The 23122-nt window shown below is 33.9% G+C and carries 20 protein-coding genes and 2 pseudogenes; 12 read left to right on the top strand and 10 right to left on the bottom strand.

From position 1 onward, the window contains the following. Positions 1-692 precede the first annotated feature (692 nt). The 7 genes and pseudogenes from qoxD to LQ677_RS02135 form a co-directional block, all read right to left on the bottom strand. Positions 693-986 (bottom strand): cytochrome aa3 quinol oxidase subunit IV, encoded by a 294-nt coding sequence (gene qoxD, locus LQ677_RS02165; protein ID WP_025905215.1) that lies wholly within the window; start codon positions 984-986, stop codon positions 693-695. Then, positions 983-1591: a cytochrome aa3 quinol oxidase subunit III gene (qoxC, locus tag LQ677_RS02160; protein ID WP_037587363.1), complete on the bottom strand. Its 609-nt coding sequence runs from the start codon at positions 1589-1591 to the stop codon at positions 983-985. Before qoxC ends, qoxD begins: the two co-directional genes overlap by 4 nt. After that, positions 1584-3578 carry a cytochrome aa3 quinol oxidase subunit I gene (gene qoxB, locus LQ677_RS02155; RefSeq protein ID WP_037587365.1) on the bottom strand — a complete coding sequence of 665 codons (1995 nt, stop codon included), beginning with the start codon at positions 3576-3578 and terminating at the stop codon, positions 1584-1586. The genes qoxC and qoxB overlap by 8 nt, the downstream gene beginning before the upstream one ends. Then, positions 3578-4681: a cytochrome aa3 quinol oxidase subunit II gene (qoxA, locus tag LQ677_RS02150; RefSeq protein ID WP_159315184.1), complete on the bottom strand. Its 1104-nt coding sequence runs from the start codon at positions 4679-4681 to the stop codon at positions 3578-3580. Before qoxA ends, qoxB begins: the two co-directional genes overlap by 1 nt. 375 nt (positions 4682-5056) lie before the next feature. After that, positions 5057-5482 (bottom strand): annotated as a pseudogene (locus tag LQ677_RS02145) (immunoglobulin-like domain-containing protein); the annotation flags it as partial. 165 nt (positions 5483-5647) lie between these two features. Beyond that, positions 5648-5959: pseudogene (locus LQ677_RS02140) on the bottom strand (immunoglobulin-like domain-containing protein); the annotation flags it as partial. Positions 5960-6090: 131 nt separating this feature from the next. Continuing rightward, positions 6091-6519, bottom strand: coding sequence for an RrF2 family transcriptional regulator (locus LQ677_RS02135; RefSeq protein WP_037587372.1), 429 nt, complete (start codon positions 6517-6519; stop codon positions 6091-6093). 187 nt (positions 6520-6706) lie between these two features. Between LQ677_RS02135 and LQ677_RS02130 the strand changes: the two genes are divergently transcribed. Beyond that, a complete protein-coding gene (locus tag LQ677_RS02130) occupies positions 6707-7864 on the top strand; it encodes a globin domain-containing protein (protein WP_204252838.1) in 1158 nt (385 codons plus the stop codon). A 681-nt stretch (positions 7865-8545) separates the two neighbouring features. Here LQ677_RS02130 and folD read toward each other — a convergent pair. After that, on the bottom strand, positions 8546-9403 hold the full coding sequence (gene folD, locus LQ677_RS02125; RefSeq protein WP_239748059.1) for a bifunctional methylenetetrahydrofolate dehydrogenase/methenyltetrahydrofolate cyclohydrolase FolD: 858 nt from the start codon (positions 9401-9403) through the stop codon (positions 8546-8548). Between the two features lie 207 nt (positions 9404-9610). Between folD and purE the strand changes: the two genes are divergently transcribed. The 11 genes from purE to purD are packed head-to-tail and all read left to right on the top strand — an operon-like array spanning position 9611 to position 20838. Further along, positions 9611-10093 (top strand): 5-(carboxyamino)imidazole ribonucleotide mutase, encoded by a 483-nt coding sequence (purE, locus tag LQ677_RS02120; RefSeq protein WP_025905207.1) that lies wholly within the window; start codon positions 9611-9613, stop codon positions 10091-10093. After that, entirely contained in the window at positions 10080-11207 is a 1128-nt protein-coding gene (gene purK, locus LQ677_RS02115; protein ID WP_239748058.1) for a 5-(carboxyamino)imidazole ribonucleotide synthase, read from the top strand. The genes purE and purK overlap by 14 nt, the downstream gene beginning before the upstream one ends. Before the next feature lies 1 nt (position 11208). Next, on the top strand, positions 11209-11910 hold the full coding sequence (gene purC, locus LQ677_RS02110; RefSeq protein WP_126476986.1) for a phosphoribosylaminoimidazolesuccinocarboxamide synthase: 702 nt from the start codon (positions 11209-11211) through the stop codon (positions 11908-11910). 1 nt (position 11911) lies between these two features. Next, a complete protein-coding gene (purS, locus tag LQ677_RS02105) occupies positions 11912-12172 on the top strand; it encodes a phosphoribosylformylglycinamidine synthase subunit PurS (protein WP_025905204.1) in 261 nt (86 codons plus the stop codon). Next, positions 12172-12843 (top strand): phosphoribosylformylglycinamidine synthase subunit PurQ, encoded by a 672-nt coding sequence (gene purQ / locus LQ677_RS02100; protein WP_025905203.1) that lies wholly within the window; start codon positions 12172-12174, stop codon positions 12841-12843. Before purS ends, purQ begins: the two co-directional genes overlap by 1 nt. Next, entirely contained in the window at positions 12836-15025 is a 2190-nt protein-coding gene (purL, locus tag LQ677_RS02095) for a phosphoribosylformylglycinamidine synthase subunit PurL (protein WP_126476984.1), read from the top strand. Before purQ ends, purL begins: the two co-directional genes overlap by 8 nt. Further along, the gene (gene purF / locus LQ677_RS02090) at positions 15004-16500 is read left to right on the top strand and encodes an amidophosphoribosyltransferase (protein ID WP_126476982.1); all 1497 of its coding nucleotides are present in this window, start codon (positions 15004-15006) and stop codon (positions 16498-16500) included. The genes purL and purF overlap by 22 nt, the downstream gene beginning before the upstream one ends. Continuing rightward, entirely contained in the window at positions 16484-17518 is a 1035-nt protein-coding gene (purM, locus tag LQ677_RS02085; RefSeq protein ID WP_126476981.1) for a phosphoribosylformylglycinamidine cyclo-ligase, read from the top strand. Before purF ends, purM begins: the two co-directional genes overlap by 17 nt. Further along, positions 17515-18081, top strand: a complete 567-nt coding sequence (gene purN / locus LQ677_RS02080) for a phosphoribosylglycinamide formyltransferase (RefSeq protein WP_126476979.1) — start codon at positions 17515-17517, stop codon at positions 18079-18081. The genes purM and purN overlap by 4 nt, the downstream gene beginning before the upstream one ends. Positions 18082-18096: 15 nt before the next feature. Further along, entirely contained in the window at positions 18097-19575 is a 1479-nt protein-coding gene (gene purH, locus LQ677_RS02075) for a bifunctional phosphoribosylaminoimidazolecarboxamide formyltransferase/IMP cyclohydrolase (protein ID WP_126476977.1), read from the top strand. Between the two features lie 9 nt (positions 19576-19584). After that, complete coding sequence (purD, locus tag LQ677_RS02070; RefSeq protein ID WP_126476976.1) at positions 19585-20838, top strand: phosphoribosylamine--glycine ligase; 1254 nt, start codon at positions 19585-19587, stop codon at positions 20836-20838. A 93-nt stretch (positions 20839-20931) separates the two neighbouring features. On the opposite strand, the gene LQ677_RS02065 is transcribed toward purD, so the two are convergent. Together LQ677_RS02065 and LQ677_RS02060 are read right to left on the bottom strand one after the other, a co-directional pair. Then, entirely contained in the window at positions 20932-21723 is a 792-nt protein-coding gene (locus tag LQ677_RS02065) for an energy-coupling factor transporter transmembrane component T family protein (protein WP_126476974.1), read from the bottom strand. Continuing rightward, positions 21713-23116, bottom strand: coding sequence for an ABC transporter ATP-binding protein (locus tag LQ677_RS02060; RefSeq protein WP_126476972.1), 1404 nt, complete (start codon positions 23114-23116; stop codon positions 21713-21715). Before LQ677_RS02060 ends, LQ677_RS02065 begins: the two co-directional genes overlap by 11 nt. Positions 23117-23122 lie beyond the last annotated feature (6 nt).

The raw sequence follows: 23122 nt of genomic DNA, 5'->3' as shown, positions 1-23122 counted from the left end.
GGAGGTCTGAATTTATCAAGACAGGCCAAACAAGATAAATAGGAGGCATGTATTTATCAAGAATGGCGAAACAAGATAAATAAGTGCCTCGTATTTATCAAGACAGGTGAAACAAGATAAATAGAAGGTCTGTATTTATCAAGACTGATCAAACAAGATAAATAAGAGGTCTGAATATTGCAAGTGGGGCATGACTAGCAACATAGAAGCCTCGAATATTGCAAGACGACCCAAACAAGCAACATAGCGCCTCTCTATATTGCAAGACTGACCAAACAAGCAACATAGAGCCCCTGAATATTGCAAGACGACCACAACTAGCAACATAGCGCCTCTCTATATTGCAAGACGAGTCAAACAAGCAACATAGCACCCCCGTATGTTGCAAGACGACCCAAACAAGCAACATAGCACCTCTCTATGTTGCAAGACGACCCAAACAGGCAACATAGAGCCCCCGAATATTGCAAGACTGACCAAACAAGCAACATAGAGCCCCCGAATGTTGCAAGACGAGTCAAACTAGCAACATAGCAACCTCAATACAATCCAAAATCCCAAACCAACCACCCAATCCCAACACCCAATCCCAACACCCAACTCACTCTCCATACCATTAATTAATTCTATACAAAATAAAAAAGCTGTTAATAAAGTCTCTGACTTTATTAACAGCTTTAAATATATAGGTTTTACATATGGGCGCTGTGTCCGCCAACCATAACCCAATAAGTACCGATTATTACTAATAAAGTAATAATTACTGCGAAGAGTACTTTGAATGCAGTTGCGCGTCCATCTGGTCCTTCTGTTAAATGCATGAACATTAGTAATTGAACTAATGCTTGTAAGAAAGCAAATCCAATAATGATTGATGTTCTTACTTGTAGTGACATGCCAGTGTATAACATGACATAAACAGCTACTAATGTTAATACAATTGAGAATATTAAACCGACTGTATGTGTAACGACTGTTTTATTCATGATCCACTCACCATCCCTACAAGATAAACTAATGTAAAGATAAAGATCCATACAACATCAAGGAAATGCCAGTATAAACTTCCGATAAATACTTTTGGTGCATTGTGTTCATTTAATCCACGTGTAAGGATTTGGATTAGTACACCTGAAATCCAGAATATACCTAAAGTAACATGGAGACCATGTGTACCTAAAAGTATAAAGAATGCAGACCAGAATGATCCTAATTGAGGTGTAACACCTTCATGAACATAGTGAGTAAATTCGTAAATTTCAAATCCTACGAATCCTGCACCTAAGATAAGTGTGATAACCATCCATACCATCATCATTTTGACATTTTCTTTACGCATGTAGTAAACACCGATACCACAAGTGTAACTACTTACAAGTAATAGGAATGTCATGATCATAACTAATGGTAATTCAAATAATTCTGGTGTAGTGAAACCACCGTATGAACCACTTTTCTGTAGTACTAAGAATGTTGCAAATAATGTACCGAATAACGCAACCTCAGCAGTAAGAAAGACCCAAAATCCGAGTTTATTTAATTGTCCTGTTTCATTAACAGTATCAATTGTATTGTGGTGTTCATTACTCATCTTTATTGTCCTCCTTTTCCTGTAATTCTTGTTCACGTAATTCGCGTAATTTTGCTTCATTTTCTTCTAATTCTTCAGCATGAATATGGTAGCCGTAGTCTTTTTCGAAACTTCTCCAAACCATACATGCTAATACGCCAACACCAAAGATAATTGCTGGTATATATGTTTCGAATACTAGGAAGAATCCACCGAATAAGAAACATACTGCCATCCAGAATCCGATATGTGTATTGTTTGGCATATGAATATCTTTATAATCTCTATCGTCTAAATAGTGTTTACCATTTTGTTTCATTTCTACAAATGTTTCAGTATCATACCATTTTGGTGTAATAGCGAAGTTGTAGTGTGGTGGCATAGCTGAAGCAGTAGCCCATTCTAATGTTCTACCTAAACCATTCCAGTTGTCACCAGTTGCTTCACGTTTCGCTTTACCGAAGCTGTATACGACGTTCCATACTAGAGCTAAGAAACCAATACCCATCAAGAATGCACCAATTGTAGAGATGAAGTTTAATGAGAACCATCCATCTGCTTGAGTGTATTTATATAAACGACGTGGCATTCCATCTAAACCTAATAGGAATTGTGGTAAGAAACATAAGTTGAATCCTAAAGTAAATGTCCAGAATAACCATTGATTAATCTTTTCATTTAATTTGTGACCAAACATTTTTGGATACCAGAATATTAAACCTGCGAAACATGCGAATACAACACCAGCGATAATAACGTAGTGGAAGTGTGCCACTAAGAAATAAGTATTGTGATATTGATAGTCCGCTGCTGCCATAGCAAGCATAACACCTGTAACCCCACCTAATGTGAAGTTTGGAATAAAGGCTAATGCGAATAACATAGGTGATTCAAATGTAATTCGACCTTTATATAACGTTAATAGCCAGTTGAATATTTTAACACCTGTTGGTACGGCAATTAACATAGTAGTTATTGAGAAGAATGAGTTAACTAATGCACCACTACCCATAGTGAAGAAATGGTGAACCCAAACGATAAAGCTTAAGAACGCAATACCACCAGTTGCCCAGACCATACTTTGATGTCCGAATAATCTTTTTCTAGCAAAAGTAGGGATGATTTCTGAGTAAATACCGAATGCCGGTAATACTAGAATATAAACTTCAGGGTGACCCCATACCCAGAAGAAGTTAGCCCATAACATTGGCATACCACCATTAGCAACTTCAAAGAAGCTTGTTCCCATTAAACGGTCGAATGTCATTAAAGCAAGTGCGACAGTTAAAATAGGGAAGGCTAAGATAATTAATAATGATGTAATTAATGTTGTCATTGAGAACATTGGGATTTGCATAAATTTCATTGATTTAGTTCGTAATTTTAAGATCGTAACAAAGAAGTTAATACCTGTCATTAACGTACCAATACCAGCTATTTGAATTGCAATTAAATAATAGTTAATACCTGTACCTGGACTGAAGTCAGTTGCAAGTGGCGCATAGTTTGTCCAACCAGCAGCTGGCGAACCACCAATTACGAATGAAATATTAAATAATCCCATTCCGGCAGCAAATAACCAGAAACTTAAGTTATTTAACATAGGGAATGCAACATCTCGAGCACCTAATTGTAATGGTACAACAACGTTCATTAAACCAATTAAGAACGGCATTGCCATGAAGATAATCATGATTACACCATGTGTTGTAAAGATTTCATTATAGTGCTGAGATTCAAGTAATGTGTTATCTGGTGTCATTAATTGTAAACGGATAAGAAGTGCATCTACACCGCCACGGAAGAACATAATGATTGCAGATATAATATACATTACACCAATTTTTTTATGGTCAACTGAAGTTAACCATTCTGTATAAAGCCATTTCCATTTTTTATAATATGTTAGTCCACCAACAACACATATACCTGTTAATACAAGTAAAACTTGTGCCATTGTTATCATCCAGTCACTTTGAACGATAAATTCATTCCATGGAAAATTCATTACTTGTCACCTCCATGGTTCTTATCTGAAGATTTTTCATCATCAGATTTTGCATCTTCTTGCATTTTTTCCATTTCGTCCATATGATGTTTTTCTTCTTTTTTGAAGTCACTGTCATATTTTTCGTTATTTTTAAGAATCATAGGTTTCATTCCATGACGGTCATAGTTAGGGTTAGTAACAGTCACTTTACGTGCAGGTAATACTGGTTTTTCTGTTACGCCTTCACTTTCATCATAGAAGTTTGGATCTTTTGGTTCATAGCGGAAACGTTTATAAGCATGGAAAATGTATTCAGGATCCGCAGCAGGATCTACATATGCTAAGTGTGTTCCACTAAAAGTAAGTTCCTCATTCTTAGTTGTAGGTAAAAGTTGATGATCGAATGTATCTTGATCAATTGTTTTACGTTTTTGAGATTTAGAAACCCATTTATCATAATCTTCATTGCTTACAGCGTTAACATTAAATGTTTGTCTAGAGAACCCTTCACCATTAAAGTTAGAGTTTCTACCTTTAAATGTACCTGTTTCGTTAGCTTGCAATGTCCAGTCCATTGTCATGCTAGTCATCGCGTACTTCTGTCCACCTAATTGAGGTACCCAGAAACTTGTCATTGTATCCATAGATTGTAATTTAAATAGAACTGGTCGACCTTCTGGAATGGTTACATGATTGACAGTTTCTACTTTCTCATCTGGATAACTAAAGAACCACTTAAAGCCTGCACTTGTTGCATAAATAACAACTGGGTCTTCTTCTGACTTTGGTGCTTCTTCATAGAAATACAATGATTTAATTGTTGGTACAGCTAATACCACAAGTATGATTATTGGAATAATAAACCATACAGCCTCTAAAACGACGTTGTGATGCATCGTACCAGATGTTTCGTTTTTTGTTTTTCTATATTTAATAATAAATATTAAAAACAAAACGGAGACCACTATAACAATAAAGACCATCATTATAATTGAAAAGATAATTAAGAAATGTTGATCTTCAGCCATAGGGCCTTTGGGGTTTAATACTTCTAAATTTGAACAACCACTAAGTAAAATACCTAATGTTGACATGAGAAGTATTGACTTTAACTTTGCCACGTTTTTTACCTCCCAATTTTCTATATACCTATATATATGGCTAGACCTTAATTTTAAAGGATTTAAACATATTTACAAGGCTATAAAATAGGGTGTAAGCGTTATAATATAAAAATGTATTTAATTAACTTTGATATGACGCGTTTTTTCCTAATTGTTAAATTTTTGTGTACATTTTAAAAATATTTAAAAAAACGAAAAAACATCTTTAAATTGTTAAAAACATTGAGTTTTCAGCTTATTAAGAATAGTTTAAAATATTTTTAATGTTCTTTAATAAGTACTTAAATGAAACATAAATTTAAAAATTACACTTTTGATAAATATAAAAAAACAAACCAAATGAATGAAGTCATTTGGCTCGTTTATATATGATTATTTTACTGTAATTGTTCTACCTTCAGCTGAAATATGACCGTCAGCATCTGATACTGCGTAACCAACTTTGTATTTACCTGGTTTGCTAGTGTCTACTTCACCACTTGTAACAATGTCAGATGTTAAATCTTTTCCTGATTTATCTTTAGCTGTTATACCTTTTAATAAGTCAAAGTCTTGACCTTTTTTAATGGTAACGTCTTTAATTCCTGATAATTCAGGATTAGGTGCTAAATCTGCATCGTTTACGTAAACGCCTCTTTTGTATGTGTAGTAGTAGCCATCAGAGTCTTTTACGTGATAAGTGATATATTGTAAACCAGTTTTAGATGTGTCAATATCACCTTTAACAGTTACTTTATCAGTGATGTCTCCGTCTTTTTTGTCAGATGCTTTAACACCTTTCATCGGATCGAAGTGGTCACCTTGATAAACTAAATCTTTAGTTGGCACTGTTATAATTGGCATATTTTCATCTAAATCTTTAGTAGATGTCTTTTTGTTAGATGCTACTTCGGCTTTAGATTCGTCTTTATTCTTATCTTTAGTATCGTTATCTTTAGAACCATTTAATGAACCTTCTTTGACAACATATACATAATGCCATTTTGTTCTATATGCGCCATCAGAATCTGTGACTTTATATTGTACTTTGTATTTACCTAATTTAGAAGTATCAACGTCACCAGTTACTTTAATCTTATCTGTTAAGTCTCCATCTTCTTTATCATATGCTTTTATGCCTTTTAATGAATCGTAGTCAGCACCTTTTTCAACAACGTCACCCTCAACACCTTTAATTTGTGGAAGGCTGTTTCCAGTAGCACTCGCAGTTAATGAAGGTGTAACAAGTGAAGCAGAAACACCAAGTACTGTAAGTGATTGTAATATTTTATTCATCATTTTTTATGTACTCCTTTGTTGTAAGCTATAAGGAAAGAATAACATGTCTCGTTTTTCATTTCCTTACTAAATGATATATTATCGTAATATTTTCACATTTACATCGACCTTTAGACCGATTTCCTAACTTAAGTAGTGTAAACAGTGTCTTTTAGGGTGTTTTTAGGGATGATATCACTTAAATAATATTGATCAAGCGTACGTAAGTACTCCATTAAAGCATGATTGAGTGCACCTTTTAATCCACAATTTAATGCTATTGGACAAGTGTTTGTTTCCATATTAAAGCATTCAACTAATTCAAAATGATCTTCAGTTTGTCTAACAAGTTTACCTATATTAATGTCACTGGGGGACTGATTGAGGATTATGCCACCATTTCTTCCTCTTATAGATTTTAAGTATCCTAACTTAACAAGTTGATGTACGACTTTTGTTAAATGATTTTTTGATATGCCATAAAAGTTTGAAATCTCTTCTATTTGAGATTGTTTATTTTGTTGGGCTAAATACATGAGGACACGTAAAGAATAATCCGTGTATTGGGTGAGCTTCATAAAGTTCAACCTCCTTATAATATATTAATTATACTTAATATGAAGGTTAAAAAACAATCAATCAATATATGTATTTTTAAAAGAGTGACAACTTTGTAAACTTTTTGCAAACTGTATTGAAAAACATTGTGAAATTATTTACAATTAAACATGTATTTAAAATATATCTTTTAGAGGGGGACTTCTGATGTTATCAGAACAAACTAAAGAAATCGTAAAACAAACAGTACCAGTATTAGAACAATACGGAAATGAAATTACAAAAGTCTTTTATCAAAGAATGTTTGAAGCTCATCCAGAATTATTGAACATATTTAATAAATCTAATCAAAAACAAGGTAAACAACAGACAGCTTTAGCACAAACAGTTTTAGCAGCTGCTAAACATATCGATCATTTAGAAGCAATCGTTCCTAACGTAAATCAAATTGCACATAAACACCGTGCATTACAAGTTAAAGAGGAACATTATCCAATTGTTGGTGAATTCTTATTAAAAGCAATTAAAGAAGTTCTAGGCGATGCAGCTACAGATGATATTATGAATGCTTGGGAAGAAGCATATGGTGAAATCGCAGGCGTATTTATCCAAATGGAAAAAGCAATGTACGAAGCAGCAGCTTGGGACGACTTTAAATCATTTAAAATTACAAATATTGAAGATCAAGGTACTTCAATGAAATCATTCGAAGTTGAACCAGTAGATAACATTAAAATTCCTGAACTTGTTGCAGGCCAATATATCACTGTACGTATTAAACCAACAAACGATGATAATTTAGCATTAAGACATTACTCAATTTACTCTGTAAAAAATGACGGTAAATTAAGATTTGCTGTAAAACGTGAAGGAGAAGGCGAGAAAAAAGGTCTAGTATCTCATGATTTACATGATAAATATTCAGTTGGAGATACAATTGAACTTTCAGCTCCAGCAGGTGATTTCAAAGTAGAATCAGATAAAGATAAAAAATTATTACTATTATCTTCTGGTGCAGGTATTACACCAATGCTAGCAATGTTAGAAGATGAAGCATATAAAGGTAGAAATGTTCATTTCGTACATGTAAATGAAGCAGAAAAAGACGTACCATTTAAAGAAGAAGTAGACGCATTAAACGCAATGAACGAAAATGTAGAAGTTACTTATCATTTAAAAGAAAAAGACGGATATTTAACAAGCAATGAATTAAGCAATTGGATTAATGAAGACGTCGACATCTATTTATGTGGTGGTATCACATTTATGGATACAATATTTGATGAGCTAGAAAAATTAAATATTGGCCAAGCAGATGTTCACTTCGAACCATTTGGTCCAAAAATGAGTATTACAAACGTATAATATTAGTATTCGAAACACCATCCCATTATGAACAGCATAGTGGGGTGGTGTTTTTTTATATTGTTAGGAACAGAATTTGGAGAAGTGTCTCTAAGAGGTGTCGTTAGGGACAGAATTCTGAGAAATGTCCGTAAGAGGTGCTGTTAGGGACAGAATTCCGAGAAATGTCCGTAATGGGTGTCGTTAGGGACAGAATTCTGAGAAGTGTCCGTAAGAGGTGTCGTTAGGGACAGAATTCTGAGAAATGTCCGTAAGAGGTGCTGTTAGGGACAGAATTTGGAGAAATGTCCGTAAGAATGGCCCGCCTAATTACCACAATTCAGAATAATGGAAGTTAACGGATTCTAATTACCACAATTCGGAATAATGGAAGTTACAGCGTTCTAATTACCAGAATTCAGAATAATGGAAGTTAGCGGATTCTAATTACCAGAATTCAGAATAATGGAAGTTAGCGAGTCCTAATTACCACAATTCAGAATAATGGAAGTTAGCGGATTCTAATTACCAGAATTCAGAATAATGGAAGTTAGCGAGTTCTAATTACCACAATTCAGAATAATGGAAGTTAGCGGATTCTAATTACCACAATTCAGAATAATGAAAGTTAGCACATTCTATCTACCATAATAAACAAAAGCGGAACCGTCATCGGGTTCCGCTTTTTTCTATATTATAATTTTATTCAAGTCCGTTTTTCCATTTTTCAGCTAATAATGTATTGTTCAATACCATAGTGATTGTTAATGGACCGACGCCGCCTGGTACTGGTGTGATTGCACTAGCTACTTCTTTAACAGCTTCGTAATCGACGTCACCTTTTAATTTACCATTCTCATCTAGTGTGTTTCCGACATCGATAATAACTGCTCCTGGTTTTACTAAGTCTTTTGTAACGAGGTGTACGCGTCCGACTGCACTTACGATTACGTCTGCTTGCTTTAAGACTTCTTCTGTATTTGTTGATTTTGAATGTAATAACGTAACAGTTGCATCTTGATCTGTTAATAACTTACTAACTGGTTGACCAACAATATGACTTCTACCGATTACAGCTACGTTTTTTCCTTTTAAGTCAATATCTGCATGTTTGAGAATTTCCATTATACCTAGTGGGGTACATGGGATAAATGTTCTTTCTCCAGTATATAATCTACCAATATTTATAGGATTAAATCCATCTACATCTTTGTCAGGATTGATTGCTTCTAATACTTTTGCTTCAGAAACTTGTTTTGGAAGTGGAACTTGGACTAATATACCACTTACTGAATCGTCATTATTTAATCTATCGAGTTCAGATAATACTTCTTCTTCAGTAGATGATTCATCCATATGTACAATTTCAGAAATCATACCAATCTTTTCAGCTGCTTTTTTCTTAGAATTAACATAACTTTGACTCGCGCCATCATTACCAACGAGTATGACCGTTAATTTAGGTACGATGTTATGTTCTTTTAACTTTTCTACTTCTGCCTGAAGACCTGCTCTGTAAGTCTTCGCTATTTCTCTACCGTCTAATATCTTAGCTACCATGAAAATTGCCTCCTATTAATAATCGAACTATATTGATTGATACAATGAAAATTATGCCCTTAATACGAACATAAATCAAACTTTTTTGTAAAAAATATATAAAATGTTCGTTTTTTTCATTGAAAATAGCATGATCAATTGTTATGCTATATCTGTAATATACACAGAAAAGATTAAATATTTCAACTATTTGAAAGGGTGACCTACATGAAAGTGGCAGTTATAATGGGTAGTTCTTCAGATTGGCCAATCATGAAAGAAGCATGCGATATGCTTGAATATTTTAATATCCAATATGAGAAAAAGGTCGTATCTGCACATCGAACACCATTAGAAATGGTTGACTTTGCTAAAAATGCTACTGATCATAATATAGATATTATTATTGCTGGAGCAGGTGGGGCAGCACATTTACCAGGAATGGTAGCTTCATTAACAACAGTTCCAGTGATTGGTGTACCTATTGAATCAAAAAGCTTAAAAGGTATGGATTCATTGTTGTCGATTGTACAAATGCCTGGTGGGATACCGGTTGCGACAACTGCAATAGGAAAAGCCGGATCTAAAAATGCTGGTATTTTAGCCGCAAGAATGATCGGTATGACAGATGAAAATGTAAGAAAACAACTTGTTAATTATGAAAAAAGTTTAGTCGATAAAGTGGAGGAAATGCAAAATGACTTATTATAACCTAGAATCAGGTGACATGATAGGTATTGTCGGTGGAGGTCAATTAGGTAAAATGATGGCTCAATCTGCTCAAAGAATGGGATTTCAAGTTGCCGTTTTAGACCCTGACGAAGATTGCCCTGCAAGATTTGTAGCACACCAATTTATAAACGCTGAATTTTCGGATATAGATGCACTCAATCAGCTTGGTGACATCTCTAAAGTTGTAACTTATGAATTTGAAAATATAGATGCACAACAGTTAGAAAAACTTTCCAATCAATTTAATATTCCTCAAGGGAGCCAAACAGTTGCTTTATTACAAGATCGCTTAACTGAAAAACAAACATTAGAAAGCGCAAATGTTCAAATTGTACCGTTTATGGAAGTTAAGTCAACAGAAGACTTGAATGAAGCTATAGAAACAATTGGCTATCCATTTATTATAAAGACACGCTTTGGTGGATATGACGGTAAAGGTCAGCTTGTCATTCAATCTAAAGAAGATTTAGATGAAGCTAAGAAATTAATTACTGATACACCTTGCGTAGTTGAAAAATATCTCCCTCTATTTAAAGAAGTATCCATAACAGCTACACGTGATATATATGATCATACAGTTTATTTTCCATTACAGGAAAATGAACATAGAAACCAAATTTTATATAAGACAGTTGTTCCAGCTAGAGTAGATTTAGAAGAACAAGCTATTCAAGAAGTTCAAAAAATTATGACGAATCTACACTTTGTAGGAACGTTTACAATTGAATTTTTTGTAACGGAAGATCATCAACTTTATGTGAATGAAATTGCACCAAGACCACATAATTCAGGACATTACTCTATCGAAGCATGTGATTACTCACAATTTGATACACATATACTTGCTGTTGCAGGATGGCATTTACCGAAAAAGATTACTTTATTACAACCAGCAATCATGATGAATTTGCTAGGACAAGATGTGTTGAATTTACAAGAAGTTTTTAGTGAGCATCCTGAATGGCACGTTCATATTTACGGTAAAAAGGTCAATAAAGTAAATCGTAAAATGGGACATATTACAAAATTATCAACAGATTTAAATAAAGATGAAAACCAATTTAATCAATTATTTGAAGGGCGGAACGATTAATATGTCATTACTTTATGAAGGCAAAGCTAAAAGAGTTTTCAATACGGATCAAGATGGTATTTTGAGAATCGAATATAAAGATGAAGTGACTGCTGGAAATGGTGCTAAAAAAGATAAAATGCTTGGAAAAGGGCGTTTAAACAATTTAATTACATCAAAAATATTTGGAATATTGCGACAAAAAGGCGTTGAGAGCCACTTTGTAGAACAAATTTCTGAAACAGAACAACTTGTTAAAGCTGTTGAAATTTTCCCATTAGAAGTTGTCGTACGAAATGTTGCTGCAGGTTCAATTTGTAAACGATTAGGTTTTGAAAAGGGACATGAATTTAAAGAACCTTTATTAGAACTATTCTATAAGAAAGATGAGTTAAATGATCCACTTATCACGGATGATCACGTGTCATTATTGAATATTGCTTCATCAGAAGAATTATCAACTATTAAAAAAGAAGCATTAAAAGTAAATAAAGTATTAAGTGAAATTATGGATGACATGAATTTAATACTCGTAGATTACAAAATCGAATTTGGCATAACATCTGATGGTGAAATTTTATTAGCGGATGAAATTTCTCCAGATACATGCAGAATTTGGGACAAAGAAACGAAAGAAAACTTTGATAAAGATGTATATAGAGAAGATACAGGCTCATTAATTGATACTTATGAAACTTTCTACAAAAAATTGGAGGAACTATAAAATGAAAAAGATTGAATTGCATATTACGTTACAAGGTCAAGTATTAGATACACAAGGACAAGCTTTAAATAGAGCGGTACATGATTTAGGTTATGAACAAGTCAATGATATAAGAGTTGGTAAAGTGATTTACATGACTGTTGACGAAACAGATGAAAATTCAATCAAGAATATCGTTAATACTTTAAGTGAGAAGCTATTTGCCAATACGGTTATCGAAGAATATAGTTTTAAAATCTTAGAAGATAAGGAGAACGCATAATGAAATTAGCTGTATTAGTATTTCCAGGATCTAATTGCGATCGTGATATGTATAATGCTGCTAAACGTTCAGGTGTCGAAGCGGCATATGTAGATTATAGAGAAACTTCTCTTGAAGGTTTTGATGGTGTGTTAATACCTGGAGGCTTCTCATTTGGTGATTATTTAAGATCAGGTGCAATGGCACGCGTAGCACCAATTATTAGTGAAGTAAAAAGACTTGCAAGTGAAGGTAAACCAGTACTTGGCGTATGTAATGGGTTCCAAATCTTAACAGAGGTTGGTTTGTTACCAGGTGCACTGTTACATAACGACAGTCATTTATTTGTAAGTAGAAATGAATCGTTAACAATTGTAAATAACGAAACGAAATTCACACATCAGTATGATAAAGATGAAACTGTCATTTATCCTGTTGCGCATGGTGAAGGTCACTATTATTGTACAGATGAATTATATGAAGAACTTGTGAATCATAATCAAATTATTTTAACTTACAATGATAATCCTAATGGTTCATATAAAGATATAGCTGGTATTACGAATAAAGAAGGAAATGTTTGTGGGATGATGCCTCATCCAGAACGTGCCATGGAAACATTACTTGGTTCAGATAGTGGCGTTAAATTATTTCAATCTATGATCGAAAGTTGGAGGGAACAACATGTCTAAGTTTTTAGAACCTAGTATAGAAGAAATTGAAAAAGAATATTTATATAGAGATATGGGTTTAACGGACGAAGAATATCAAAAAGTCGTAAGCATTTTAGGACGCAAACCGAACTTTACTGAAATAGGTATATTCTCGGTAATGTGGAGTGAACATTGCTCATATAAACATTCTAAACCATTTTTAAAACAATTCCCTACTTCTGGAGAACATGTCTTAATGGGTCCAGGTGAAGGTGCTGGTGTTGTAGATATCGGTGATAACCAAGCAGTCGTGTTTAAAGTAGAATCTCATAACCATCCTTCAGCAATTGAACCTTATCAAGGTGCTGCTACAGGTGTTGGTGGTATTATCCGCGATATCGTATCAATCGGAGCAAGACCTATTTCTTTATTAAATAGTTTAAGATTTGGCGAGTTATCTAATAAGACAAACCGCAGATTGTTTAGTGGAGTCGTAAAAGGTATCGGTGGTTACGGAAACTGTATCGGTATACCGACAGTAGCAGGTGAGATTGAATTTGATGAAAGATATGATGGTAATCCACTTGTTAATGCGATGTGTGTTGGCATTATAGATCATGACAAAATTCAAAAAGGTACTGCTAAAGGTATCGGAAACCCAGTTATCTATGTTGGATTAAAAACAGGTAGAGACGGTATTCACGGTGCAACTTTTGCATCTGAAGAACTAAGTGAAGCATCTGAAAGTAAAAGACCATCAGTACAAATAGGAGATCCGTTTGTAGGTAAAAAATTAATGGAAGCAACATTAGAAGCAATTACTTATCCTGAATTAGTAGGTATTCAAGACATGGGCGCAGCAGGATTAACGTCATCTTCTTCTGAAATGGCAGCTAAAGGTGAAAGTGGTATCCATCTTCATTTAGAGAAAGTACCGACAAGAGAAGAAGGTATCTCACCATATGAAATGATGCTTTCAGAAACACAAGAACGTATGTTATTAGTAGTTGAAAAAGGTACAGAACAAAAATTCTTAGATTTATTTGATCATCATGAATTAGATTCTGCTGTTATAGGTGAAGTTACAGATACAAATAGATTTGTTTTATCTTATGAAGATGAAATATACGCTGATATTCCTGTAGAACCTTTAGCTGATGAAGCACCCGTATATATTCTAGAAGGTGAAGCAAAAGAATTTAAACACAATGATAATCAATATGATGAAATCAATGTAGAAGAAGTATTCCAAAAACTAATTAATCATCCAACAATTGCATCTAAACATTACGCATATGACCAATATGATCAACAAGTTGGTGCCAATACAATTATCAAGCCAGGTATTAGTGCTGGAGTAGTTAGAGTGGAAGGTACAAATAAAGCGATAGCTTCTACTATAGATGGAGAAGCGAGATATGTTTATAACAATCCATATGAAGGTGGAAAAATGGTTGTTGCAGAAGCGTATAGAAATTTAATTTCTGTAGGTGCTAAACCATTAGCAATGACAGATTGCTTAAATTATGGTTCTCCTGAGAAGAAAGATATATACCAACAACTTGCAGATTCTACTAAAGGAATGGCTGAAGCTTGTGAAGCTTTAAATACACCTGTCGTATCAGGGAATGTTTCTTTATACAATGAAACAAAAGGGACGTCAATTTTCCCTACACCTGTAGTCGGTATGGTTGGTTTAATTGAAGATGTGACGTATTTAAATGATTATCAACCAAAAGTAAATGATCGTGTATTCATAGTCGGAGAAACAAAAGATGACTTTGGTGGTAGTCAGATTGAAAAGTTATTATTTAAAGAAGTTAATCATGAACCAAGTTCAATTGATTTATCAGCAGAAATAAAACGTGGAGAACAAATTAAAAATGCTATACGTTCAGGCAAAATTTCACATACGCAAGCTGTTGGTAAAGGTGGTCTTGCTATTGGACTTGCAAAAATAGCTACACACTTTAACTTAGGATTAGATGTGACGTTACCAGTAACAAATGCTCAATTATTTAGTGAAACTCAAGGTAGATATATTGTCATCGTTAAAGAAGGACAATCTATAGATATTGACGATGCCGTTGAAATAGGTCGCGTTACTGATAATGCTCAATTTACGATTAAAAATGATGCTGCTCAAATTAAATACAATGTATCTGATTTGAATGAGCAATTGAAAGGGGCAATAGCTCAATGCATGAAATCAAGAGTTTAAATGAAGAATGCGGCGTATTTGGTATATGGAATCATCCAGAATCTGCACAACTCACATACATGGGGCTTCATAGTTTACAACATAGAGGTCAAGAAGGTGCAGGAATTGTAACTTCAAACGGTTTCGAGTTAAAAGGTGAAAGAGGATTAGGTTTATTATCTGATGCGATTACGGATGTACAATTAGAAGGTTTTAAAGGGAATCAACATGCGATAGGTCATGTAAGATATGCAACTTCTGGTAATAAAGGAATTGAAAATATTCAACCTTTTTTATATCACTTTTATGATATGAGTGTTGGTGTTTGTCACAATGGTAACTTAGTCAATGCACAAAGCTTAAGAAAAGAATTAGAACAAGAAGGCGCAATTTTCCATTCTTCTTCTGATACTGAAGTGATTATGCATCTTATAAGAAGAAGTAAAGCGCCTACTTTCGAAGAAGCATTGAAGGAAAGTTTGAATACAGTTAAAGGTGGATTCACATTTGCTTTATTAACAAAAGATGCACTATATGGCGCTGTTGACCCAAATGCAATAAGACCTTTAGCTGTTGGGAGAATGAAGACGGGTGCTTATATCATTGCTAGTGAGACATGTGCAATTGATGTACTCGGCGCAGAATTTGTGAGAGATATTCATGCAGGTGAGTATATCGTTATAAATGATGATGGTATAAGAGTTGAATCATACACAACGGAAACAACGACTGCAATTTCAGCGATGGAGTATATTTACTTTGCAAGACCCGATTCTACAATTGCAGGTAAGAATGTTCATGCAGTTCGTAAAGCATCTGGAAAAAAACTAGCTCAAGAAAGTCCAGCTTTAAATGCTGATATGGTAATCGGCGTACCAAACTCTTCACTTTCAGCAGCATCTGGTTATGCAGAAGAGAGTCATTTACCTTATGAAATGGGTCTTGTAAAAAATCAATATGTTGCTCGAACATTTATCCAACCGACACAAGAATTACGAGAACAAGGTGTACGTGTGAAATTATCAGCTGTAAAAGATATCGTACATGGTAAAAATATTGTGCTTGTTGATGATTCTATTGTGAGAGGGACAACAAGTAAACGTATCGTCAGAATGTTAAAAGACGCTGGAGCAAATGAAGTGCACGTACGTATCGCATCACCAGAATTCATGTTTCCAAGTTTCTATGGTATCGATGTGTCGACATCTGCTGAACTGATTTCTGCACATAAATCACCTGAAGAAATTAGAGATTATATCGGTGCAGATTCACTTGCATATTTATCAGTTGATGGCTTAATACGATCAATAGGGTTAGATAAAGACGTACCTTATCACGGATTATGTGTAGAAAGCTTTACTGGTGACTATCCAGCAGGTCTTTATGACTATGAAGAAAGATATTATCAAAACTTAAGTCCACGTCAAAAATCTTATTTAGCTAGTAATAAACAATACTTTGATAAAGAGGGTAATCTTAATGTCGAAAGCATATAAAGCATCTGGTGTAGATATTGAAGCTGGTTATGAAGCGGTCAATAGAATGAAGTCACATGTTCAAAGCACAATGAGAAAGGAAGTTCTAGGCGGTTTAGGTGGCTTTGGTGCTGCATTTGATCTGTCACAATTAAATATGAAGAAACCAGTACTTGTTTCTGGAACAGACGGTGTTGGTACAAAGCTTAAACTCGCAATTGATTATAACAAACATGACACAATCGGTATCGATGCAGTTGCGATGTGTGTGAATGATATTTTAACGACTGGCGCAGAACCTTTGTATTTCCTTGATTATATTGCGACGAATAAAGTAAATCCTGAGACAATTGAAGCGATTGTTTCAGGTGTATCTGTCGGTTGTAAAGAAACGAATTGTGCATTAATTGGCGGAGAAACTGCTGAAATGGGCGAAATGTACCATGAAGGAGAATATGATATTGCTGGATTTTGTGTTGGTGCTGTTGAAAAAGATGACTATATTGACGGCAGTGAAGTTAATGAAGGTGACGTCATAATTGGTATTACATCAAGCGGTATTCATTCAAACGGCTACAGTTTAGTTAGAAATTTAATTAAAGAAAGTCAAATTAACTTAAATGATGCATTTGATGAAGAAAGAACGTATTTAGAAACATTTCTTGAACCAACAAAACTATATGTTAAACCTGTTCTTGCCGTATTAGATAAAGTAAAAGTTAAAGGTATGTCTCATATTACTGGTGGAGGATTTATTGAAAATATTCCAAGAGCGATTCCAGAAAATAAAGATGCACATATCGATGTTCAATCTTATGAAGTACCAAAAATATTCCATTGGTTAAAAGAGCAAGGAAAGATTGAAGCAGAGGAAATGTATAATGTGTTTAATATGGGCATTGGCTTTGTACTTATCGTTAATAAAGAAGATGCTCAAGAAACATTAGATATTTTGAAAGCAAAAAATGAAGAAGCATATGTAATAGGTGAAATTTCAAACGGAACAGGTCAGGTCAAATTGACGGGGGTTCAATCATGATTAATATAGCAGTATTTGCATCAGGAAATGGATCGAATTTTGAGAAAATAATGGAAAATATCGAAGCAGGTTATTTAGACCATATAGAAGTAACAGCATTGTATACAGATAACCCTAATGCCTTTTGTATAGAAAGAGCAAGAAGATTTAATTTACCTGTTTATATCATAGATCCAAGAACTTACGATAGTAAAAAAGAATATGAAGAAGCTCTACTCACGAGATTATCTCAAGATCGTGTAAGTTGGGTTATTCTCGCAGGATATATGAAAATTGTTGGTCCTACATTATTAAAACAATATGAAGGTAAAATGTTGAATATACATCCATCTATATTACCAAGTTTTCCTGGTAAGGACGCTGTAGGGCAAGCATTAGATTACGGCGTACGTGTTACAGGAGCGACAGTTCATTACGTTGATAGTGGTATGGATACTGGCGAAATTATAGACCAATTAAGCTGTAAAGTATATCCAGATGATACGAGAGAAACATTACAATTAAGAATACAGAACTTAGAATACGAATTATATCCCCGTGTTATGAAAGAAATTATTCAATAAAGGAGTCTTTACAAAATGAAGAATGCAATATTAAGTGTGTCAGACAAAACAAATATAGAAGATTTCGCAAGCAAATTAATAGAAAATGATTATAAAATCTTTTCAACTGGTGGTACTAAAAAGGCACTTGAAAATGCTGGGATTGAAGTATATTCAGTTTCAGAATTAACAAACTTTCCAGAAATAATGGATGGAAGAGTCAAAACTTTACATCCAGGTGTACATGGAGGGATTCTTGCAAATCGTTCTATTCCTGAACATTTAACAGCATTAAAAGAACAAGACATCGACTTAATTGACTTAGTAGTCGTAAATTTATATCCATTTAAAGAGACTGTTAAGAAAGAAGATGTAACAGAAGATGAAGCAATTGAAAACATCGATATCGGTGGACCAACTATGTTACGAGCAGCAGCTAAGAACTTCAAATTTGTTACAACAGTCGTAGATCCTTCTGATTATAATGAAGTTATTGAACGTATTGCTTCTGACAAATTAGATGAAAATTATCGTAAATCACTAATGGTAAAAGTATTTAAACATACAAATGATTATGATAATGCGATTGTTGAATTCTTTGGAAATACATCAGAAACATTAAGATATGGAGAAAACCCTCAACAAAATGCTACTTTTGTAAAGACTTCTAACGAGCCGAATACATTAGCTGGCGCTAAACAATTACATGGTAAAGCTTTAAGCTTTAATAACATTAAAGATGCCGATGCAACGTTATCACTTATTAAAAAGTTTGAACAACCTGCAGCTGTTGCAGTAAAACATATGAACCCATGTGGAGTTGGTGTAGGCGCAACTATTGAAGAAGCATACGAATATGCATATGAAGCGGATTCTCAATCTATATTTGGTGGTATTGTCGCTTTAAATAGACCTGTTACAAAAGAATTAGCGGAGAAATTACATTCTATTTTCTTGGAAGTCATTATTGCACCAAGCTATGAAGCCGATGCGTTGGAAGTCCTAACAGCGAAGAAGAATATTAGATTACTAGAAATTGATATGACAGAAACGCAAGATGAACAAGAATTTGTATCAGTTTCAGGTGGATACTTAGTTCAAGATAAAGATAATGCAACATTAACGCGCGAAGAAATGAAAGTCGTTACAGATGTTGAACCAACTGAAGCACAATGGAAAGCTTTAGAACTAGGATGGAAAGTTGTCCGCTCAGTTAAAAGTAATGCCATTGTACTAGCGAACGATCACCAAACTGTTGGTGTTGGTGCTGGACAAATGAATAGAGTTGGTTCTGCAAAAATAGCAATTGAACGTGCTATTGAAATGAATGAAAATGTAGCCTTAGCTTCAGATGGATTTTTCCCAATGGGTGACACTGTAGAAACAGCTGCTAAAGCAGGTATTAAAACAATTATCCAACCAGGTGGATCTATTAAAGATCAAGATTCAATAGATATGGCAAATAAATATGGCATCAGTATGGTATTTACTGGTATGAGACACTTTAAACATTAGGAGGTCAATATGAAAGTACTTGTTATAGGATCAGGTGGAAGAGAACATGCGTTAGCTCAAAAATGTCAATCGTCTAAATTAGTAAATGAAGTCTTTGTCATTCCGGGTAATGATGCAATGGAAGAAGTTGCGACAATTGTATCGGATGTTCAAGAAAATGACCATTTAGCTATAAAATCTTTTGTAGAACAAAACAATATTGAATGGGTAATAATAGGACCGGAACAACCTTTAATAGATGGTTTAACAGATGCATTAGAGGAAACAAATGCTAAAGTCTTCGGACCAAATAAAGAAGCTGCACAATTAGAAGGTTCTAAAGAATTTGCGAAAAAAATTATGGAAAAGTATGATATTCCAACTGCAGAATATAAGACAATCACAACAAAAGAAGAAGCAATCAATTATGTTGAGCAATGTAAAATACCTATTGTACTTAAAAAAGATGGACTTGCAGCTGGAAAAGGTGTAATCGTTGCTTTAACACGTGAAGAAGCAAGAGAAGGCGTAGAAACTTTATATCAAACACCTCATGAGAAAGTCGTATTCGAAGAGTTTCTTGATGGAGAAGAATATTCAGTTATGACATTTGTAAATCAATCATATGCAGTTCCATTTGATTGTATCGCCCAAGATCATAAACGTGCATTCGATGGTGATAAAGGGCCGAATACTGGTGGTATGGGTGCATACTGTCCAGTACCTCATATTACGGACGATGTATTGGAAGAAACGAATCAAAAAATCGCACAACCTATTGCGGATGCTTTAGTGAGTGAAGGCATTAACTATTTTGGTTTGATTTATATTGGCGCAATTTTAACAAAAGAAGGACCAAAAGTAATTGAATTTAATGCAAGATTCGGTGATCCAGAGGCGCAAGTATTATTGACTAAATTAGATTCTGATTTTATTGAAATATTAAACAAGGTGTACCATAAAGAACCTTTAACATTAGAATGGAAAGATGAAAGCGTTGTTGGTGTCGTATTAGCATCTAAAGGATATCCAGGTAGCTATGATAAAGGATATTCAGTTGAAGGTTTAGAGCATGTAGATCAATATTTTGTGAGTGCTTTGAAGAAAAATTCAGAAGGCAAGTATGAAAATAATGGTGGACGTGTCATGATCGTTATCGGTACAGGTGACAATATTGAAGCGGCTCAAAAAAATGCATATGAACAAGTCAAACATATTAAAAGTGAACGACTATTCTATAGAAATGATATTGGACATAAAGCATTAAAAGCATATAAATCATAAATTAAAGGCTGAGACAACAAAGTTTGTCTCAGCCTTTTCATTGCGCTATATTTCATTCTTTTAGGGAAAGGTATGGTCAAATATAACGCAATGTTATCGAATATCTGAAATGTTTGTTATAGGTAAATAAATATTTAATAAATATGCGATAGCAACAAGTGCAATCGTCAATAAGATGAAATATAAATCTTTTTTAGTGAAAGGTACTTTATAATAGAACGTTCTTTTGCCGTTTGTGAATCCTTTTGCTTCCATCGCAACAGCTAACCTATGAGACTTTCTTATACTTTGACTTAGCGTTGGAATGAGTAAATGGTGAATCCATTTTAAGCCTTTACGATTACTTTTATCTATAACTGCATATCGCATCTTTAAAGCTTGTCTTAACTGCATAAAAGAACTAAACATAAGCGGTATCATGCGTATAGAAGCCATGAAAGCATATGCGATTTTAGGTTTTACTTTTAAATGTTGCATGAAACTATAAAACACATAAATGATTTGCGAAGTAAATGGTATAACCATGCCGTAAAATGAAATGACTAGTGTACGCATGGTTACGTGAATACCTCTCAAAAAGCTTTCTTCAGTAATATGAATAATACCAAACTTGAAAATTGTTTCATTTCCTTCACCATAAAAAATCATAAATAGGGAAGAAGTGAGTCCGAAAAATAAAGTGATAGCAATGACGATTAATAGTGGTAACCATCTCACGCCACTCATGATGATTAGATAAAGGAACATAATAATTGTTAAATAAAGCATGAAATCAAATTGATGAATAAATATCGCATAGAAAAATAGAGTGATACCTAATATAAGTTTCGTTAGAATATTCACATCATCAATAAAAGTACGGTATTTCTTCCAATTAGTTAACATGAGATTCACCACCGCTTACATGTAATTGCTCGTCTTTGATCGTCAATCTTCTAGTAGCATAACGATTAATAATCTCATTTTCGTGCGTAATCATTAAGATAGTTTGACCATGTTGAACGCGTTCATGAAATAATTTGATGAGTTCAAAGGTATTGTGACTGTCTAAACCAAATGTTGGCTCATCAAGTAAAATAATTTCAGAATTTGTACTTAATGCAGTTGCGACACTTAATCTTTTTTTCTGTCCTATTGATAATTCGAAAGGGTGTTGGTCTTTCACATGATTGAGTTTTAATAACGTCAACATGTCTTGGGTCTTGTCATGAGCTGTTTGTTTATCTTGATATGCATAATTGATAAATATTTCATTGTATACGGATGTTTCTATGAATTGTAATTCTGGATTTTGATATACGAAATACATATGTTGAGAAGCATCTTTTACTTTTTTGATCTGTTTATTTTTGTAAAATATTTGGCCATTATATTTAATGAGCTGCATCATCGTTTCTAAAAATGTTGTCTTACCTGTTCCATTTGGTCCAGTTATTGTAAGCCATTCGCCACTTGAAATCGTTAATTCATCTATACTAAATAGTTTTTTGGAGCCACGCAGTACATCTAATTGCTCTATATTTAACAACGGATTGTGCTCAGCAGTCTGGTTAGACAATTTTGGGGCATATTGCCATGATTTAGGGTGCCAAACACCGTATTCATTTAAAATGTCTGTATGATGATCTAATATATCTTGAGGTGTACTATCATGTGTGATTTCACCATTTTCATTCATTACAATAACTCTATCAACATAATTCCAAATATAATCAACTTTATGTTCTACGATTACAACAGTTTGATTATCCCAATGCTCCATAATCAAATCCCATAGTTGTGTCGTTGATTGATGATCAAGCATTGCTGTCGGTTCATCAAGAAATAACGTATTTGTATCTTGTAATAATATAGAAGCAATCGCTAATTTTTGTTTCATACCACCACTTAAACGATTGATTTTAAGTGAAGGGTCAGCATTTAAATTTACCTGTTTCATGGCATTTTTTATAAATCCGTCCATTTTATCAGGTTCGATGTTCATATTCTCAAGCACAAATGCTAATTCTTCTTTAATCTCAGGCATACAAAATTGCGTATCTGGGTCTTGGAAAATAACACCCGGAAGAGAATCGATATCGATTGAATCTACTTTCATCGGTATGTCCATCGATCTCGGTATAATACCGCTTAATACATTTAATAATGTACTTTTACCAGATCCACTTGGACCTAGTAACAGTACTTTTTCTTTATCATTAATATTGATGTTTAAATTTTTAAATATAATGCGTTCATCATCAGGATACTTTAGTCTTAAATTTTTTAGTGATAACAATTGAAT

It is taken from the genome of Mammaliicoccus sp. Q-M61, assembly GCF_022386055.1.
Classification (GTDB): Bacteria; Bacillota; Bacilli; order Staphylococcales; family Staphylococcaceae; genus Mammaliicoccus; species Mammaliicoccus sciuri_A.
The sequence above is the reverse complement of the archived record's forward strand: the minus strand, read 5'-3'. Positions and strand labels throughout refer to the sequence as shown.

Excerpts from the sequence above, each read along its gene's own strand:
- qoxC (WP_037587363.1), bottom strand. The coding sequence starts at position 1,591 with ATGAGTAATGAACACCACAATACAATTGATACTGTTAATGAAACAGGA.
- purE (WP_025905207.1), top strand. The coding sequence starts at position 9,611 with ATGAAAGTGGCAGTTATAATGGGTAGTTCTTCAGATTGGCCAATCATG.
- purH (WP_126476977.1), top strand. The coding sequence starts at position 18,097 with ATGAAGAATGCAATATTAAGTGTGTCAGACAAAACAAATATAGAAGAT.
- LQ677_RS02130 (WP_204252838.1), top strand. The coding sequence starts at position 6,707 with ATGTTATCAGAACAAACTAAAGAAATCGTAAAACAAACAGTACCAGTA.
- purD (WP_126476976.1), top strand. The coding sequence starts at position 19,585 with ATGAAAGTACTTGTTATAGGATCAGGTGGAAGAGAACATGCGTTAGCT.
- LQ677_RS02135 (WP_037587372.1), bottom strand. The coding sequence starts at position 6,519 with ATGAAGCTCACCCAATACACGGATTATTCTTTACGTGTCCTCATGTAT.
- purN (WP_126476979.1), top strand. The coding sequence starts at position 17,515 with ATGATTAATATAGCAGTATTTGCATCAGGAAATGGATCGAATTTTGAG.
- purC (WP_126476986.1), top strand. The coding sequence starts at position 11,209 with ATGTCATTACTTTATGAAGGCAAAGCTAAAAGAGTTTTCAATACGGAT.
- LQ677_RS02065 (WP_126476974.1), bottom strand. The coding sequence starts at position 21,723 with ATGTTAACTAATTGGAAGAAATACCGTACTTTTATTGATGATGTGAAT.
- purK (WP_239748058.1), top strand. The coding sequence starts at position 10,080 with ATGACTTATTATAACCTAGAATCAGGTGACATGATAGGTATTGTCGGT.
- purQ (WP_025905203.1), top strand. The coding sequence starts at position 12,172 with ATGAAATTAGCTGTATTAGTATTTCCAGGATCTAATTGCGATCGTGAT.
- purF (WP_126476982.1), top strand. The coding sequence starts at position 15,004 with ATGCATGAAATCAAGAGTTTAAATGAAGAATGCGGCGTATTTGGTATA.
- purL (WP_126476984.1), top strand. The coding sequence starts at position 12,836 with ATGTCTAAGTTTTTAGAACCTAGTATAGAAGAAATTGAAAAAGAATAT.
- folD (WP_239748059.1), bottom strand. The coding sequence starts at position 9,403 with ATGGTAGCTAAGATATTAGACGGTAGAGAAATAGCGAAGACTTACAGA.
- qoxD (WP_025905215.1), bottom strand. The coding sequence starts at position 986 with ATGAATAAAACAGTCGTTACACATACAGTCGGTTTAATATTCTCAATT.
- purS (WP_025905204.1), top strand. The coding sequence starts at position 11,912 with ATGAAAAAGATTGAATTGCATATTACGTTACAAGGTCAAGTATTAGAT.
- qoxB (WP_037587365.1), bottom strand. The coding sequence starts at position 3,578 with ATGAATTTTCCATGGAATGAATTTATCGTTCAAAGTGACTGGATGATA.
- purM (WP_126476981.1), top strand. The coding sequence starts at position 16,484 with ATGTCGAAAGCATATAAAGCATCTGGTGTAGATATTGAAGCTGGTTAT.